Raw genomic sequence first — 18,045 nt, forward strand, 5'->3', positions numbered from 1 at the left:
GATGACAATGAATTGCATGGATTTGTTTAATATAATAAAAAGCAACGGTGATTCTGCACAAGCAGCTAAAATGAGTGCTTATATGCGCGATCAATTTTTATTTTTGGGTATTCCAACGCCTAAACGCAAGGCGCTTTGCCGAGACTATTTTAAACAAGAGAAAAAGAAAGCGCCGGTAAATTGGGATTTTATTACTTCTTGCTGGGAAGAGCCATATAGAGAATTTCAGTATGTGGCAATGGATTATTTGGTTTTAATGCAAAAATATCTGATTTCCGATGATGTCCCGAAAATCAAGGAATTGGCTATGAAAAAATCTTGGTGGGATACGATTGACGGACTTGATCGAGTGGTTGGAAATATTGCGCTGGTTTATCCGGAAGTCAATCAAATTTTGTTGGCATGGAGCAAAGATGAAAACCTTTGGCTGAGGAGGATTGCAATCGATCATCAGTTAACACGTAAAGACAAAACCGATATAGAATTAATGGAGAGAATTCTCGTCAATAACTTAGGACAATCGGAGTTTTTTATCAATAAGGCTATAGGCTGGAGCTTAAGAGATTACAGCAAAACAAATCCTGATTGGGTGAGAAATTTTGTTAAGCGGTATCAGAATCAACTGGCGCCGTTAAGCATAAAAGAAGCAAGTAAATATATTTGATATCCCCTTGTCCGCTGGAGGCCTAAAATACAAACAGGTATAAAACAAGCGGTCAATTTTTATATCAAGTGCCTAGTCGAAAGTCGATCGCATTTATTATAAAATATAAGAGTATACTCTTAGCAAAAGGAGTTGATGACAGTGATGCAAAATACCCCCTCCCCGTATGCGGCTAACAGTAAAATCACGGCGCTTGCGCAAAGTTTTTTCATGCAGGTTTACAGTTGGATGGCCGCTGGCCTTTTAGCAACAGGCGTTCTTGCCTATTACACCGCCCATTCGCCGTTCCTGCTCAGCCTGATCTTTGGCAATAAGCTGGTTTTCTTCGGGCTGATAGTGGCGAATCTGGGCATCGTGTTTGGACTCAGCCGCTCGATTCAGTCTCTCAGCGCGACGGCGGCCAGTTTTCTTTTCTTTCTCTACTCGGCCTTGAACGGGCTGACGCTGGCATCCATCTTTTTGGTATACACGAATGAATCTATTGCCACCGTCTTTTTTATCACCGCCGGCACGTTTGGCGCCACGGCGGCCTACGGCTATACGACCAAAGCCGACTTAAGCAAGTGGGGCAGCATTCTCTTTATGGCTTTGATCGGCCTCATCATCGCTTCCGTGGTAAATATGTTTCTGCAAAGCCCTGCTATGATGTGGGTGCTGACTTATGCCGGCGTGCTGATCTTTGTCGGGCTGACCGCCTATGATACGCAGCGGCTTAAGCAAATGGCCTACAGTCTGGATGATGAAGAGACGGTCGGCAAGTTTGCGGTGCTCGGCGCGCTTACGCTTTATCTCGACTTCATCAATCTTTTTCTCTACCTCTTGCGTATTTTCGGCAAGAGGCGTTAAAATGGCAACCGGCCTTGCCGCTAACGCGCATAGGTAAAAAAAACGTTACAAAGGATAATCTTAATCAATCACTTCCACGGTAAAAGTGTCTGTTTTTAAAGCCGTCTCCGCAGAAACTCCTTCCGGCCGTCTCATCTGTACTTGCAATTTACCGCAAACAGGCTATAATTAGAAATAGGTGGAAATTAAAAAGTCGACGTGACCTGAAAGTGTTGGAGCACTTCCAGGCCCGCGCAAGGTGCACAGACACCTACACGTAACAGCCAAGCTGTCCACGACGACATTTCTATTATACACCGGGCTTCTGCCGCGGCACAAGCGGGAAGCGCGGGGTTAATAGCCGTTGCCGGCGACGCCGGGCTGTGAGTGCGACTGGACGCAGCAAATGATTCCGACTAGCCTCAGCAGCTGATAATCCGCAGCAGGGCACCCGAACCCCCAGGTTTGTGACCGCCCTTGTTGTTCAGGCCGGGTATGTCCGGCTTATTATCGTTGAGAATGTAACAGACATCGACACAGGACGCATGTGTAGGGTAAACCCTTTGCATGCGTCTTTTTAATTTCCCCTATAAAAGCTGACGGCCATACCGGCCGCAGTCTAACTATAGGGGGTATATATATGTCTGATCAATTAACTGTATCCAGCCCAGCCGCTTGTCCCCGGCCAACATCCGTCCTGTCGGCAGCGCCGGACCGGAAGCCGCCAGAGCCCGGCGCCGAGCAGGAGGACCGGCTTATACTGCAAAGCATCTTAAATGAAGCTTTTAATCAGTATATCTTTACCAGGGTGGACAATATCCTCAAACTGGCCGGCACCAACGATGCCGGCTACAGTAAGACGGTCAGTAAGGTCGGCGCCATTTTGGAGCGGCTGCTGGCCCTGGCCGGGGAACTGGAGGGCCAGTATCCGGAATTGCTGGAGCTGGTCATGGATTTCGAGTCGTTCACAGCCCTGGAGTCCGGCCAGTCGGCGGAAATCGCCTACAAGCAGGGCTTGCGGGACATCGGCTATATTCACCAGGAATTTATGGCCTTCCTGCAGCAGCGGTAGGATTGAAGGGCAGTGGTTAATCTCCTAGCAAGAATCTGAAATATCCGCAGCGGGCAACAGAACCCGATTTACTTCATTAATTGCTTTATACTTAAAGGTATGCCGCTAACATTCGCCATAGAGCGAGCTACAAGAATAACAAAAAAATGTCAAAAAAGGAAGTCCCTAAGTGTCTTAAATAACTACTATTAAAAGTAAAACTCTTGCTGAATTTGTATTAATTTGGCAGGAGTTTTGTTGTTTTTATGGGAATATATTACTTGCGTGAAATGACTAATATATAAGAAATTGAGAGGTAAGGCGATGAATGATAATAGCACTGTTTCTCATGAAAGGCTAGAGTTAATATATGAATCCGCATTACGGCAATTCCAAAGTGGCAGGAGCTTAGCAAGAGTAGCAGTTAATTCTTCAAGCAAAAGGCTTGGAAGAAGATGAAGCGGAACAATTGGCTAATAAGGCTTACTATGAATTATTATTAATCAATGTAGAGATGGAGGATTATAGATGTTTACCTTTTGGGCAATGATTGTAATTGCAGCCTATGGCATACTTTCTGGGATAATCATTATATCTACAATTGTCCTTTTGGGCTATTTGGATTTATTGCCAAACCAGGAAGACCTAGTTGGGAAAGTTCTGATTATCTGGGGCGGTATACTGCTCGTTTACTCATATGCTCTGCATACTTTAACAATGTTTATGCTACAGCCTCTTATTAATTTTACTCGAAAGAAAGTCCGGGAGTTACCTTATATACGTCGCTGGAGGTAAGTCAGAATAAAGTATGCACGCAATTAAAATTATATTGGGAAGTATGTAACGAGAGATACGAGAACCGCTAAGGCTCTATGGTACGCTAGGCAGACGTTCTGGTGTAAAAGGTCAGAGTTATTGACAACCATAGAAAAAAAGCAAAACTTGCTGTACACTCATACACAAGTTTTGCTTTTGGGCTAAAAGACGAATTAAGAGGCGATGGCATGAAAGAAATGAGTTTAGAAGAATTGTGGCAGCTTTATCCTATTATTCTTAAAGACCATAACCCCAATTATCAATCGTGGTACGCCGAAGAAAAGCAGCGGCTACTGCACAGCCTGCATGACTACGATATTTGTCGTATCAATCATATCGGCAGCACGTCTGTTGCAGGGCTTATTGCGAAACCAACCATTGATATTCTATTGGAATTACCTAAAGACTATGCTGTGAATGAGATTGCTCAGCTGTTGCAGAACGATGATTGGATTCTAATGCAAAAAAATGATAAACAAAGAACGCTTGATCTGGGAAAGGGATATATGCCCACCGGCTTTGCAGAAAAGGTATACCATCTTCATGTGAAACCGTTGGGAGATTGGAAGGAACTTTATTTTCGAGACTATCTGCGACAATACCCTAATGTTGCACGGCAATACGAGGCGTTGAAGCTGGGGCTTAAAGAGCGGTTCGAACATGACCGTGATGCCTATACCTATGGAAAGTCGGATTTTGTCATGGAACAATCGCAAAAGGCTAAATTGGAATTTGCAGGACGTTATTTGCCACCTGAACACTAATTCGCCTTGCAGGCAGTAGACGCCCCAATCCTAAGAAGCCCCCACTTCTTAGGTGGTGGTATGTCACATAATTCACATGCAGAGGAAGACTTATGAAGAATGTAATTTGTAAAAAAATATACCTTGAATTGAGAACGCCGGGTAATGGAGATTTTGTGGCCGACATTGACAGAATCCGTCAAGCTTTAAAACCGGAGTATGGAGCGGTTCAGATTTCTATTGAAACCATTAAATTGTCCTATAAGCTGCTGCGGGATTTTGACTGGAAGCTCACAGTCACCTTAGTACAAAAAGGTTTTGCCTGGGAAATTGTAAACCTTGAGCGGGGAAATACTGCAGATAAGAATTTTGCTTATGCAGCTGATCTTGGGAGCACAACGGTTATCATGCAGCTGATTGATCTGAATACTGGCAATATTTTGTGGGAAGAAAGCGGGGTCAATCATCAAGTCCGTTTTGGTGAGGACATCCTTAGCCGCATCGTTTACGTTAAGGATAATGATGCCCATTTAAGGGAAATCCAGCAATGTACGCTGCTGAATTTTATTGAACTCATGGATAAAATTCAAACTGCCACAGGCATTTCTCCGGACCAATGCGGCGCATTCATTATCGGCGGCAACACTACCATGATTCATTTTCTGTTGGGGATTGACCCTTGGTTTATTTTCTATACTCCCTATACGCCAGCTTTTAACCGGACCGGTTTCTTTACTGGCCGTGAAATAGGTTTACCCTTTAATGGCTTAGTATACTGTTTTCCCTCTACAGCTAATTATTTAGGCGGCGATATTATCAGCGGGCTGTTGGCGTCCAAGATGTATGAACAAAGTGAACTGGCTCTCTATATGGATATTGGCACGAACGGCGAAATGCTTTTGGGCAACAAGGAATTTCTGTTTTCAGCTGCGGGTGCGGCAGGACCTGCCTTGGAAGGCGGTATCAGCAAGCAGGGAATGCGGGCGAAAGCAGGGGCGGTAGATTCGGTGCAGATTGTTCAAAATCAGTTGCAGATTACTACCATAGAGAAGGCAAAGCCAGTGGGTATATGCGGTTCAGGGATTGTTGACCTTCTTGCTGAAATGTTGCTGGCAGGCTGGATTGATTATTCGGGTCGGTTTATTCCCGGCAGATCAGAGAGAATCCTTAGGCGGGACGGGGAATATGTCATTGTTTACGCCTGGGAGCACGAATCAGCCTTACATGAAGATTTAATATTCAGTCAGGCTGATATTTTAAGATTTATGGATACAAAAGCGGCAGCGAACACCATGGTAGCGTTTTTAGTGGAGGCATTGGGTATTACACCGGATAAGATTCAACGGGTATATCTGGCCGGAGCCTTTGGCACCTACATAAATATTGAGTCAGGGATTACTATTGGGTTATATCCCGACCTGCCCCGAAAGAGGTTTGTTCAGCTGGGAAACGGCTCTATAAAAGGAGCCTGCAAGTTGTTACAAGATGCAGATCAATTATTGGTTGTGGAAGATCTAATTAGCAGTATAATCTATCTTTCCTTAGCTGAGGCGCCGGATTTTCTGAATAAAATGTCAGCGGCCAAATTTTTGCCCCACACGGATTTTTCCTTATATCCCACGGTTATTGAAAAGATCAAGAGCCGTAAACACTTGGAAAGTAGTTCCCGTTAATCGTCTGTCCAGCGATTGGACAATCCCTATACTTTTGTGAAATTTTTTCATTTGTAGCGAATTAAACAAGGTAAAGTTAGTGTTTGCCAAGTACGTTAACCACCTGGTCAACGAAAAAGTCCATACCTGTTAGCGCGCATAACTCCAATAGATACTATTTGTTTAAAAAGATAAATAGGGAGAGAAACAATGGAGTCTGATTTGAAAAGAAAAGATTATATTAGTGGGATGAATACTTTATGGGAATTGCATTAATTTCAGCAATGAGAAGTAAAGATCCTAATACGCAAGTTGGAGCTTGTGTTGTCAATAAAGATAATAAAATTGTTGGGATAGGATATAGTGGTTTGCCTATTGGATGCTCAGACGATGAATTCCCATGGGGAAATAAGGGAACATTCTTAGAAACAAATTAAAATCGTTTATGACATGAATACTGTTACTTTTGATTTAGTAAAAGATCCTGAGATGAAATTTGCACGAATAAGTAAATATATTTAAAAGAAGACGATATTGATAAAATTTTATCTCTAGAAGAGAAGAGGGAATTCAAGTTTGGTAGTTCACATTTATTTTGCCATCATTGCTCACAATGTCATGGCTATCAGCCAAATTTATATGATAGACTCTTCAAGGAATAAATATACCATTCACAGCAAACGAATGGGATAATGAACCTGTCCCTGTGTCCCTCCTGCAACGTTTTCGCACAGCCTACAGTTCCTTTCCGTCCATATTAAAATTTATTTGAGGTATCATATGGAGAACAGGATTATAGCTGACTTAAAAAACAGTTATGGGTTAACTTACAATCAAATTACTCCTGTAACAGGAGGATTGCTCAATAAGAAATGGAAAGTTTCTACAGATAAAGGGGAATTACTGATCAAGCAATATAGCACAAAGCGCTTTGACAGAAAGAATTTGAAATTAATCGAATCCCGACTTCAACGGCAAATTTTTCTTCAAAAAAAAGGCTTTTCTTGTCCGCTTATATGGCAGAGTGGAGGACAAGTAATCCGCTGGTTAAACGAAGAAACGGTATATATGGTAATGGAATTTTGCAAAGGAGACATTAAAAATTCCGACTCAATATCAATAAATCAAATGTATAGTCTAGGAGGCACTTGTGCTTTAATGCATAGAGCACTTTCACAATTACCACAGCCGTTAGTGAAGAGTTTACCTCATTTTGGAGGCTATACACTGGATTCTCTGTGGGAAAAGTTTAGATCTAGATTAAATAAATGCTCATCGGAGGATCATAGTGGATACCGGCAAACCTTACTTGCTTTAGAGCCCATTTTGAAACGGTTAAGTCCCGAATTTTTTGACAAGTTTTCCAAAGGATATGCTCATGAAGATTTTCATTCAGGTAACATTCTGTTTAATATTGATTGTGTATCTGCTGTCGTCGATTTTGATCGCAATTGCTGGAGTTATATTTTACATGATATCGGAAGAGCGATACTGTCTTTTGCACTGGAAGAAGATAAAATGAACATTGAAAAGATATACGCTTTTCAAAAGGGTTATTCACAATATTTAGCGATCACATTATCTGATATTGCAAATGCTTTGCGACTCTCTTGGTGCATTGAAATAGTGTGGTGGATACAACCAGAATTTTTTGAGGAATGTGACAAAACTCCAAAGCGTTTTAGAGATGAAATGTTATGGTTGACAAAACACTGGTTTGAAATGGATTCTATATTATATTCATATTAAGTTGGAGTGTGTTATGCTGGTATGTTCAATTTTTATAAACTTTACATTGACTTACCACAACATTCCAATTACAATAAAAACAACACCTAACAAATAACAACTATCCATTATATAGCGTATGTAAAACCCAACCTAAGCAAATCCTAATTGGTAGCTATAAAAACGAGGTGATTTAAGTGACCGTTAAGCACGTTAACCACCTGGCCAATGAAAAAAGTCCATACCTATTGCAGCATGCACACAACCCAATAGACTGGTATCCCTGGGGCGAAGCAGTCTTCGCGAAGGCCAAGGAAGAAGACAAGCCGGTATTTTTTAGTTGTGGCTATAGTACGTGCCACTGGTGCCATGTTATGGAGCGGGAATCGTTTGAGGATGAAACCGTTGCCGCGCTGTTGAATAATTATTTTGTGGCGGTTAAGGTGGACCGGGAGGAGCGGCCGGATGTGGATCATATCTATATGGCTGTTTGCCAGGCGGTGACCGGACAGGGCGGCTGGCCGCTGACGATTGTGATGACGCCGGATAAAAAGCCGTTTTTTGCCGGTACCTATTTGCCGAAGCATGCCATGTACGGGCGGCCGGGGCTGCTGGAAGTATTGTCAATGCTCAAGGAGCAGTGGGACCAGAACCGGGACAAGATTGAGGAGATTGGCGAAAAGCTGGCTCAGTCATTAAGACACCGGCCGGTCCAGGTGGAGCCGGGACAGTTGTCGGTGGAGACGCTGGAGCAGGCCGTGGCCCAGCTGTTAAGTGATTTTGATCCTAATTATGGCGGCTTTGGGCCGGCGCCCAAGTTCCCGACCCCTCATAATCTCCTGTTTCTGATGCGCCACTGGCGGCGGACGGGGGATAAAAAAGCCATTGCCATGGTGGTAAAGACTTTGGATGCCATGAGCCGGGGCGGGATTTATGATCACCTGGGCTATGGCTTTGCCCGTTACTCCACCGACAACAGGTGGCTGGCGCCGCATTTTGAGAAGATGCTGTATGACAATGCGCTGTTGTGTTATGCCTATGTCGAAGCCTATCAGTGCACCGGCGACCCGGACTTTGCCCGGATTGCCGAGGAGATTATCGCCTATGTAATGCGGGATATGACCAATCCGGGCGGGGCTTTTTATTCCGCCGAGGATGCCGACTCGGAAGGGGTGGAAGGCAAGTTTTATGTCTGGAAGCTGGCGGAGATTACGGCCGTGCTGGGACCGGAGCTGGGCCAGCTGTTTGCCGATGTGTACGATGTTACCGCTGATGGTAATTTTGAGGGCGAAAACATTCTGAACCTGATTGAGCAGGATTTATATGATTATGCGGCCCGGCACAGCCTTGATATTAGTGAGCTTGACGCCAAGCTGGCGGTCGCCAGGGTCAAACTGTATCAGGCACGGGAGCAGCGGGTCCATCCCTTTAAAGACGATAAGATTCTGACAGCCTGGAACGGGCTGATGATTGCCGCCCTGGCCAAAGCCGGCCGGGTGCTGCAGAGAGAAGAGTATGCCAAGGTGGCGGAACGGGCCATTGACTTTATCTTTGCCAAGCTGACGGCGGAAGACGGCAAGCGCCTGCTGGCCCGGTACCGGGAGGGCAATGCGGCCTATCTGGGATATGTTGATGATTACGCGTTTATGTTATGGGGACTGCTGGAGGTGTACGAAACCACCTTCAACCCCAAATATCTGCGCCAGGCCATTGCGCTGAGCGCCGATCTTAAAGAATTATTCTGGGACCAGGAAAACGGGGGCTTTTATTTCACCGGCAACGATGGCGAGGAATTGCTGATGCGCCAAAAAGAGATCTATGACGGCGCCATGCCTGCCGGCAATTCGGTGGCGGCGCTGGCCTTGCTGCGACTAGGGCGCTTGACGGAGAATGCCGAGTATATCAGCATGGCGGAAAAGCTGTTCAGCTGTTTCAGCAGCGAGATTTCCCGCTATCCCCGGGCCTATACGTATTTCTTACTGGCCCTTGATTACTATCTGACCCCGCCGAGCCATATCGTGATTGCCGGGGAGAAGGCAGATCCCAATGTGCAGGCCATGCTGGCGCTGGCCGGACAGAGTTTTATGCCGGCAACGACGGTTGTCTACAATGACCCGGACTATCAGGCCGACAACTGGGAGCTTGTGCCTGTGGCGGCCGGGCAGGGGGCTGTTAACGGTCAGGCAACCGGCTATATCTGCGAGAATTTTGCCTGCCGGAAACCTGTACATACGGTTGAGGAATTTAAACAGGTCCTGCCCAGGCAAAATCTCGAAGAATAAGCCGTACAGCTTCTGGCAGCGGCTGACAAAAAATCTTGTCTGTTTTTCAAAAAATTAGTAAAATATAGTTGAATGGAATAGGAAAGGGGAGCAGCACATTGATTACTGCAAAATTACAAAACGCTATCAACAACCAGATCCAGGCAGAAATGTATTCCGCTAATCTCTATCTGGCCATGTCGGGGTACTGTATGTCGAAAAACCTGAAGGGATTTGCCAACTGGCTCCGGGTACAGTATCAGGAAGAAACGATGCATGCCTTAAAGTTTGTTGATTATATCCTCGAGCGTGGGGGCCAGCTGGAACTAAAGGTGCTGGAGGCGCCGCCGACCGAGTTCGGCAAACCTATTGAGGTATTTGAGAAGATATTGTCCCATGAAGAGCATGTCACCAGTCTGATTAATCAGCTGTATGCGGTTGCTGTTGAGGAAAAGGATGTGGCAACCCAGATTTTCCTGCAGTGGTTTGTGACCGAGCAGGTGGAGGAAGAGGCTTCGGCCAGTGAGGTGCTTGAACAGTTAAGAATGGTCGGTGACAGTGCCGGTTTGTTCTATCTGGATAAAGAACTGGCGGCCAGAGTCTATCAGCCGCCGGCTGCACCTGCTCAGTAGCAATAAGAGACCCCGGTGCGGGGTCTTTTGTTTAAACAAACCCCTTCGGGGGCAGGAGGATGTTTATGAACAGAATTGTCATCATTGGGGCGGTGGCGGCCGGGCTTAAGTCGGCCGCGAAGATCCGCCGGGAAGACCCGGCAGCGGAAATTATTGTTCTGGAAAAAGGCTCGCTCATTTCTTATGGCGCTTGCGGGATGCCCTTTTATGTAGGCGGCTTGATTGCCGATATCAGTGATTTTGTAAAAACCACGGCCGGCGCAGTGCGCAATCCGGAATTTTTCAAACAGGACAAGGGTGTGGATGTACGCATTCGTACATTGGTCACGGCTATTAACCGGGCAGCGAAAACGGTAGCGGCCAGAAATCTGGACACCGGGGCCGACACGGTATTTCCTTATGACAAGCTGGTTATTGCCACCGGCGCGAGCCCTGTCAGGCCGCCGCTGCCGGGGATTGAACTGGGGGGGATTCAGCAGTTCTGGCACCCCGATGATGCGGCGGCGGTCCGGGCCGGGATCGATAACGGCCAGATCAGGCAGGCGGTGATTATTGGCGCCGGGCTTGTGGGTATGGAAATGGCCGAGGCTTTTACATCCCGTGGGGTTGCGGTAACGGTAATTGAGATGCAGGATCAGGTGTTTCCCGCTTTCCTGGATACCGAGGCGGCGGCCGCAGTGGCCAGTTATGCCCAGGCCGCCGGCATCACGCTGCGGCTGGGCGAGAAGGTGGAGCGGTTTGACGGGGACAGTACGGTTAAGGCGGTGGTAACCGATAAACGGGTTATTCCGGCTGATGTTGTGATACTGGCGATTGGCGTCCGGCCGAATACGGAACTGGCCACAGCCGCCGGTCTGGCTATCGGTCCCTCCGGGGCGATCGCGGTGAATGAATATTTGCAGACAAGTGACCCCGATATTTACGCCGGCGGCGATTGCGCCGAGAATACCAATATCATCTCCGGCAAAAAGGTGTTTGCGCCCATGGGTTCAACCGCCAACAAGCATGGCCGGGTGATCGGTGAGAATATCGGCGGCAACCGCGTTGCCTTTCGCGGGGTGCTGAATACGGTTGCTGTCCGGCTGCTGGAGTTTCATGTCGGCAAGACCGGCCTGACCGAGCGGGAGGCGAAAGCCCTGGGCTATCAATATGTAACCGCAACGGCAGCCGCCCCGGATAAGCCCCACTATATGCCGGACTCTAAACAGATAACGGTAAAGCTGATCGTTGAGGCTGCCAGCCGAAAGGTCCTTGGGGCGCAGATCTTCGGCAAGGGTGATGTATCGAAACGAATTGATGTTATGGCGGCAGCGCTCACTATGGGCGCAACGATTGATGACCTGTTTGATATCGACCTGGCCTATGCGCCGCCCTACAGCAGCCCGATTGACAATGTGGCGATTGCCGCCAATGTCGCGATGAATAAGCTGCAGGCCAAGTAAAGGGAATACCGGCTCCGGCTGCCGGGGAAAAATAAATGAAACCGGTTTGGGTAAAATTCATGACGGCGGTTCACACTACTATTGAGGTGAACTGCCGTCATGAATGTGTTTGTACCCAAACGCGCTTTTTTTGAACCTAAAGCCCTCGATTATCCCCTGGGGAAGGAAATATATGAAAAACTGCAGGACCTGGCTGTGCCGATCCAGTTTACCGGCTCTCATAACCGGGTGACAGGGATCCCGGGCAACACGGCCCGTGAAGCTTTCCGCGAGGCTAAGCGCACCTTGGTCGTCGGCGTCAGAAAGGGGACTAAGTTTGCCAGCTGCAAGCCTTCGGCGCATTATCAGCTGCCGCTCAACACCAGTTGTCCGAGTATGTGTGAATATTGTTATTTGGCAACCACTCTGGGCAAAAAGCCGTATCTCCGGGTATATGTAAATACTGAGGATATTTTTACCCAGGCCGAAGCCTATATTGCGGAGCGGGCACCGGCGATTACCTGGTTTGAGGGGGCGGCCACCTCTGACCCGATTCCCACTGAATATCTGACCGGCCTTTTGTTCAAAACAATTGAGTTCTTCGGCCGCCAGGAGCTGGGGCGGTTCCGTTTTGTTACCAAACATGACAAGGTGGACAGCCTGCTGCGGGCCCGGCATAATGGGCATACCCGCTTCCGGTTCAGTCTAAATGCGGCCGCGGTGATTGAGAAATATGAGCATGTAACGCCGTCCATGCTGGAACGGGTGGCTGCTGCCGGCAAGGTAGCCGGGGCGGGCTATCCGGTAGGCTTTATTATCGCGCCGATTTTCTATTTTTCCGGCTGGCAGCAGGAATATGACCGGCTGGTGGCGGCACTTGACGCCCAATTGCCGGCTGCGGCCAGAACGGATTTGACTTTCGAGCTGATTTCCCACCGCTTTACCAAACGGGCTAAAAATAATATTTTGGACTTATTTCCTGAGACCGATTTGCCGATGACGGAAAGTGAGCGGAAATATAAATATGGTCAGTTTGGTTACGGTAAATATGTTTATCAGCCGGAGGTTCTAAAGGAGATTAAAGAGTTTATGCTGGAACGATTGTCAGCTGTTTTTCCTCAGGCTAAAGTCGAGTATTTTGTCTGAAAATGCCTGGCGGTGTTTACAATCAAGCAATGCGTTTCCTGTCGTTATTTGGCAGGACTTTTTTTTTGTTTCAAGAATCCCTTAATTATTGTCCCAAAAATTACGATATACAATTATGTGATGATGTTGTTGCTTATATGTTATTGGGAGGGCTTTCATTGGAGAAGTCAACGGTTATCGGAATCGTTCTGGGGATTTTTGCTATTATTGCCGGTATGGCGCTAAAAGGCGCAAGTCCTGCTGCACTTATAAACCCGGCAGCGTTTATAATCATTTTGGTGGGTACCGCAGCCAGCTTGTTTAATGCATTCCCTATGGAACAACTCAAAAATTTCCCCGTATTGGTTAAAAAGCTGTTTAACCAGGAAGAGCGGATCGCCAAAGAGCAATTGCTCAGATTATTTGTCGATTTGTCGCAGGTTGCGCGCCGGGAAGGGATTCTGGCGCTGGAAAGCAAGCTTGAGGATATTAAGGACCCGTTTTTAAAGAATGGGATGGGCATGGTTATTGATGGGATGGATGTGGATTTTGTCAGAGATGTGCTGGACGCTGACATTGAAGCCATGGAAGAACGCCATCGCAATGGCGCCCTGGTTTTTTCTCAGGCCGGTATGTATGCGCCGACTTTGGGCGTTTTAGGAGCGGTAATTGGTTTGATTGCCGCCCTGGGCAGTCTTGATGATATTGAAAAACTGGGTCATTCCATTGCCGCGGCGTTTGTGGCCACTTTGCTGGGGATATTTACCGGCTATGTGCTCTGGCATCCTTTTGCCACTAAGCTCAAACTGATTTCGAAAGAAGAAGTGGAAGTTAAACGGATGATGGTGGAAGGGATCTTGTCGCTGCAGGCGGGTGATTCGCCGATGGCGATTGAATCTAAATTACTGGTATTTATTCCGCAAAAGGTCCGGGAGCTGCTAAAGCCAAAACCGGAGGATAAATAGATGAGCAGAAAGAAAAAAGAACACCATGAGGAGCATGCGGATGAGACCTGGCTGATTCCTTATGCCGACCTCCTGACTTTGCTGCTGGCGCTGTTTATTGTATTATTTGCCTCAGCCCAGCTTGATCAGAAGAAATTTGATCAGATCGCAGCCTCTTTCAGTGTGGCTTTTAACGGCAGTCCGGCGCTGCTGGAGAATCTTAAGCCGCAGCAGCCCGAGCACAGCCAGGCCAACCCGGCTGTGCCGCAGATACCGGCCGTAATGACCGCTATGAACGGGATCAATGAAAAGGCCTACATGCAGGAAACGGCGCAATTAATCGAGTTGAAAAAAATGCTGGATAAATATATTGTTGACAATGGTCTGAGCGGTGATTTATCGACAACGCTGACTGATGACGGGCTGATGATCCGCATTCAGGATACGGCTCTGTTCCCGTCAGGCAGTGCCGAGCTGCGGGCCGAATCCCGCCGTTTTGGTATCCAGATTGCCCAATTATTGTCGCCGCTGACGCAGAAGGTTACTGTATCCGGTCACACGGATACGGTGCCGATCAACACCAGGGAGTTCCCTTCCAACTGGGAGCTTAGTTCACGGCGGGCCGTAAATTTTATGAAGTTCCTGATGGTACAGGAACCCGGGCTCAGGCCGGAGCGGTTTAGCGCCACCGGCTATGGTGAATACCGGCCGGTGGCCGGCAACGATACGGCTGAAGGCCGGTCTGCCAACCGGCGGGTTGAGGTATTCATCCAGCGCAATTACCGGCCCTGAGACAAGTTAATAAGTACCTGTGATTTGTTCCGAGCGAGGCAATGGCTGCCTCGTTTTTTTATTTCCCCCCGCCCAGCCAAAAGGACGGGCAGATGCAATTTTTTCCACTGTGAAAAATTAATATAATTGCCGGGAATCGCCCAATACTATACTGGATCGACCAAGATGGGTCAGTTACCTAATCCCTTTTGGCGTAAAGGCGGCAAGCAGGGGAGGAGACAGCTATGCAGCTTGTAATTATTCCGACATTTAATGAGCGGAGTAATATTGCCCGGTTATTATGTTTAATTTACAGTGCTGTGCCCGGCATTCATATTCTGGTGGTGGATGATGCCTCACCTGACGGTACCGGTGAGCTGATTGAGCAATTACAGGCGGAAAAATACGGGGATACGCTTTTTCTTCTCAAACGGCCAGGCAAACTTGGCCTGGGGACGGCGTACATTGCCGGTTTTAAGTGGGCCCTGGCGCGGGGGTATCAGCTTATCTTTGAAATGGATGCTGATTTTTCCCATAATCCTAAGTATTTACCACACTTTGTAACGGCCAGCGCGCAGTGTGATGTTGTCCTGGGAAGCCGCTATGTGGACGGGGGCGGGGTAACCAACTGGAATCCTCTGCGCCGGTTGATCAGTATGGGCGGCAGTATCTATTCCCGCCTTATTCTTAATATCCCCTTCCATGATCTGACCGGCGGTTTCAAGTGTTTTCACCGCCAGGTGCTGGAGGCCATCGACCTTGACAGAATCCAGTCAACCGGCTACTGTTTTCAGATTGAGATGACCTACCGCGCTTACTTATTGGGGTTTAGGATTAAGGAAGTTCCCATTGTTTTTGAGGAGCGGCGGGGGGGAGAGTCCAAAATGTCTGCTTCTATTTTCCGGGAGGCGCTGTTAATGGTTCTTAAACTGCGGGTCAGACAGAGACTTTTACGGCAAAGCACGGTTATGGAGCCCAATAACCTGAGTTAAGCAGTCTTAATATCCGCCTTGTACAGGTAAGTTATTGCAGCTAGGTGAAAAACCTAGTTTTTTTATTGGCCGTTTTGGGTTATAATTAACGTTGAAGTCGTATTGTAAATTTATGGAAGGTGAAATATGATCATTGGTATTGGCACTGACATTGTTGAGATAGACAGGATCAAGACGGCTGTGGAACGGGAGGCGTTTATACAGCGGGTGTTTACGGCCGGTGAGGCGGCCTATTGCCGCAGCCGGGGTGTGCAGCAGGCGGCTTCCTTTGCGGCCCGCTTTGCCGCCAAAGAGGCTGTGGCTAAAGCGATTGGCAGCGGTTTTGCGGGCGGGAATATTAAGGATATTGAGGTGGTAACCGCCGATAGCGGCAAACCGGCCATTATTCTGCACGGTGGTTTTGCTGTACTAGCCGGTGAACTTGGTGTTACTGCCATCCACATTTCCCTGACGCATGCCCGGGAATACGCGGCAGCGCAGGCAGTTTTAGAGGGGGAGGGAAAGTGATGAAAGCGGCAACAGCGGCAGTAATGCGGGAGATTGACCGGATTGCCATCAATGAGTACGGTATTCCGGGGGCTGTATTGATGGAAAACGCCGGGGTGGCGGTGGTGCGGCATTTGGAGACAATGCTGGCACCACTGTCGGAGCGGAAGTTTTGTATTTTAGCCGGCAAAGGCAATAATGGCGGTGACGGCTATGTGATTGCCAGGCACCTTGCCAACCAGGGGGCCAAGGTTAAGGTGTTTCTGCTGGGTGAAAAAGCAGCTGTGGGTGGTGATGCCAGGCTTAATCTGGACATCATTGATTTAATGGGGCTTGACATTATTGAGATTACTCATGAACGGGTATGGGACAAGGTAAAAGTTACCGTGACCTTTGCCGACTGTCTGATCGATGCCCTGGCCGGCACCGGGTTCCGCGGCGAACCCAGCGATGATATGGTCCAGCTTATTGATATGATTAATGCCGCCGGTAAACCGGTCGTAGCGGTGGATATCCCCTCCGGTGTGGATGCTGATACCGGCCGGGTGTATGGCAAGGCTGTGCAGGCTAGCCATACGGTGACACTGGGCCTGCCGAAGCCGGGGCTGTTTTTGTATCCTGGGGCTGAATGCGCCGGTCAGCTTACGGTGGCTGATATCGGCATCCCTGCGGCCATTGTGACCGGGCAGGAAATCAAGCAAAATATTATTATGGCCGATATGATCGGGGCCATACTGCCCCGGCGCAGCCCGGCAGCCCATAAGGGCGAGAACGGGCGGCTGGCGGTTGTGGCCGGTTCGCGCGGGCTGAGCGGGGCCGCGGCCATGACGGCCGCAGGAGCGCTGCGGGCCGGGGCCGGTCTGATTACCCTGGCGGCACCGGCCAGCCTGCAGGCTGTATTGGCAGTCAAGCTGACCGAGGTAATGACTAGGCCGCTTGCCGAAACTTCAGCCGGTGCTGTTGCCCAGGCGGCGGTGCAGGAGATTATCGGACTGGCGTCAGCCAGTGATGTGCTGGCTATTGGGCCGGGGCTTGGCTGTGAGGAAGAGACCAGGGCACTGGTCCGGGCCGTGGTTGCTGCTGCCTGCTGCCCGCTGGTCATTGATGCCGATGCATTAAATGCGCTGGCCGGCTATACCAGTATTCTCACTGACTGCAGCGCATTACCGGTATTAACGCCACACCCGGGGGAGATGGCAAGGCTGACCGGTCTCTCTATTCAGGCTGTAAACGCTGACCGGGTGAAGGTGGCCCGGCAGGCAGCCGGCGAATGGGGCAGCATTGTTGTGCTTAAAGGGGCCCGTACAGTTGTTGCTTTTCCGGATGGAGAAGTATATATTAATACTAGTGGCAATGCAGGCATGGCCACCGGCGGCACCGGCGATGCCCTTACCGGAATTATTGCCGGCCTGATCGCCCAGGGGCTTTCCAGCCATGATGCGGCGGTGGCCGGGGTATATATTCACGGTTTGGCCGGTGACGTGGCGGCAGCTGCCGGCATGGTCGGAATGACGGCGACAGATCTGATAAAGGCTGTGCCGGCAGCCATGTACGGCATAAAAGGCTATTAAAGTATATAAAAAAGTTGACAGTGGTATATAACTGCTTATATAATAATATTATCTTTTAATATGCTCCATACTGGCGGGGGTGAAGGTGTGGCAGAGTTACGGCGAATCATGATAAGTATCCCGAATGCATTGTTGCAGGAAGTCGACGGCATAATAGCTATGGATAAATTGAGCAGAAGTCAGTTTGTCAGAGAAGCCATGCGTCTTTATATAGAAGAGCGCAAGCGAAAAGCTGTACGGGATATGATGAAAAAGGGGTATCAGGAAATGGCAGTCATAAATCTGGCATTGGCCGAAGAAGGCCTGTTGGCTGATATTGACACATTTGAACTGATGCCCGGCCTGCTGGCGGAGCGTGAATAG

16 protein-coding genes and 1 pseudogene are annotated in these 18,045 nt (G+C 48.4%); all 17 read left to right on the forward strand.

Annotation, left to right across the window (positions count from 1 at the left end):
* Positions 1–7 precede the first annotated feature (7 nt).
* The 17 genes and pseudogenes from SPTER_RS04135 (at position 8) to SPTER_RS04220 (ending at position 18,045) form a co-directional block, all read left to right on the forward strand.
* The gene (locus SPTER_RS04135) at positions 8–664 is read left to right on the forward strand and encodes a DNA alkylation repair protein (protein ID WP_144349183.1); all 657 of its coding nucleotides are present in this window, start codon (positions 8–10) and stop codon (positions 662–664) included.
* 144 nt (positions 665–808) lie between these two features.
* On the forward strand, positions 809–1,510 hold the full coding sequence (locus SPTER_RS04140; protein WP_144352742.1) for a Bax inhibitor-1/YccA family protein: 702 nt from the start codon (positions 809–811) through the stop codon (positions 1,508–1,510).
* Between the two features lie 619 nt (positions 1,511–2,129).
* A complete protein-coding gene (locus SPTER_RS04150) occupies positions 2,130–2,561 on the forward strand; it encodes a hypothetical protein (RefSeq protein WP_144349184.1) in 432 nt (143 codons plus the stop codon).
* Positions 2,562–3,544: 983 nt separating this feature from the next.
* Positions 3,545–4,120 (forward strand): GrpB family protein, encoded by a 576-nt coding sequence (locus tag SPTER_RS04155; RefSeq protein ID WP_211367453.1) that lies wholly within the window; start codon positions 3,545–3,547, stop codon positions 4,118–4,120.
* A gap of 92 nt (positions 4,121–4,212) precedes the next feature.
* On the forward strand, positions 4,213–5,772 hold the full coding sequence (locus SPTER_RS04160; protein WP_144349185.1) for an ASKHA domain-containing protein: 1,560 nt from the start codon (positions 4,213–4,215) through the stop codon (positions 5,770–5,772).
* Positions 5,773–6,011: 239 nt separating this feature from the next.
* A pseudogene (locus tag SPTER_RS04165) lies at positions 6,012–6,179 on the forward strand (cytidine deaminase); the annotation flags it as partial.
* 352 nt (positions 6,180–6,531) lie between these two features.
* Positions 6,532–7,500, forward strand: coding sequence for a phosphotransferase (locus tag SPTER_RS04170; RefSeq protein ID WP_144349186.1), 969 nt, complete (start codon positions 6,532–6,534; stop codon positions 7,498–7,500).
* 176 nt (positions 7,501–7,676) lie between these two features.
* Positions 7,677–9,761, forward strand: a complete 2,085-nt coding sequence (locus SPTER_RS04175; RefSeq protein ID WP_144349187.1) for a thioredoxin domain-containing protein — start codon at positions 7,677–7,679, stop codon at positions 9,759–9,761.
* 98 nt (positions 9,762–9,859) lie between these two features.
* The gene (locus tag SPTER_RS04180; protein WP_144349188.1) at positions 9,860–10,372 is read left to right on the forward strand and encodes a ferritin; all 513 of its coding nucleotides are present in this window, start codon (positions 9,860–9,862) and stop codon (positions 10,370–10,372) included.
* Between the two features lie 65 nt (positions 10,373–10,437).
* Positions 10,438–11,814 carry an FAD-dependent oxidoreductase gene (locus SPTER_RS04185; protein ID WP_246105481.1) on the forward strand — a complete coding sequence of 459 codons (1,377 nt, stop codon included), beginning with the start codon at positions 10,438–10,440 and terminating at the stop codon, positions 11,812–11,814.
* A gap of 99 nt (positions 11,815–11,913) precedes the next feature.
* Positions 11,914–12,939, forward strand: a complete 1,026-nt coding sequence (gene splB, locus SPTER_RS04190; protein WP_144349189.1) for a spore photoproduct lyase — start codon at positions 11,914–11,916, stop codon at positions 12,937–12,939.
* 158 nt (positions 12,940–13,097) lie between these two features.
* Positions 13,098–13,883: a flagellar motor stator protein MotA gene (gene motA, locus SPTER_RS04195; RefSeq protein ID WP_211367456.1), complete on the forward strand. Its 786-nt coding sequence runs from the start codon at positions 13,098–13,100 to the stop codon at positions 13,881–13,883.
* The gene (locus SPTER_RS04200; protein ID WP_144349190.1) at positions 13,884–14,654 is read left to right on the forward strand and encodes a flagellar motor protein MotB; all 771 of its coding nucleotides are present in this window, start codon (positions 13,884–13,886) and stop codon (positions 14,652–14,654) included. It begins immediately after the preceding gene.
* A gap of 224 nt (positions 14,655–14,878) precedes the next feature.
* Positions 14,879–15,625 (forward strand): polyprenol monophosphomannose synthase, encoded by a 747-nt coding sequence (locus SPTER_RS04205; RefSeq protein WP_144349191.1) that lies wholly within the window; start codon positions 14,879–14,881, stop codon positions 15,623–15,625.
* A gap of 126 nt (positions 15,626–15,751) precedes the next feature.
* Complete coding sequence (gene acpS / locus SPTER_RS04210; RefSeq protein WP_144349192.1) at positions 15,752–16,132, forward strand: holo-ACP synthase; 381 nt, start codon at positions 15,752–15,754, stop codon at positions 16,130–16,132.
* Positions 16,132–17,682, forward strand: a complete 1,551-nt coding sequence (locus tag SPTER_RS04215; RefSeq protein WP_144349193.1) for an NAD(P)H-hydrate dehydratase — start codon at positions 16,132–16,134, stop codon at positions 17,680–17,682. The genes acpS and SPTER_RS04215 overlap by 1 nt, the downstream gene beginning before the upstream one ends.
* A gap of 60 nt (positions 17,683–17,742) precedes the next feature.
* Positions 17,743–18,045 (forward strand): CopG family ribbon-helix-helix protein, encoded by a 303-nt coding sequence (locus SPTER_RS04220; RefSeq protein ID WP_144349194.1) that lies wholly within the window; start codon positions 17,743–17,745, stop codon positions 18,043–18,045.

The sequence above is a fragment of the Sporomusa termitida genome (assembly GCF_007641255.1).
Classification (GTDB): Bacteria; Bacillota; Negativicutes; order Sporomusales; family Sporomusaceae; genus Sporomusa; species Sporomusa termitida.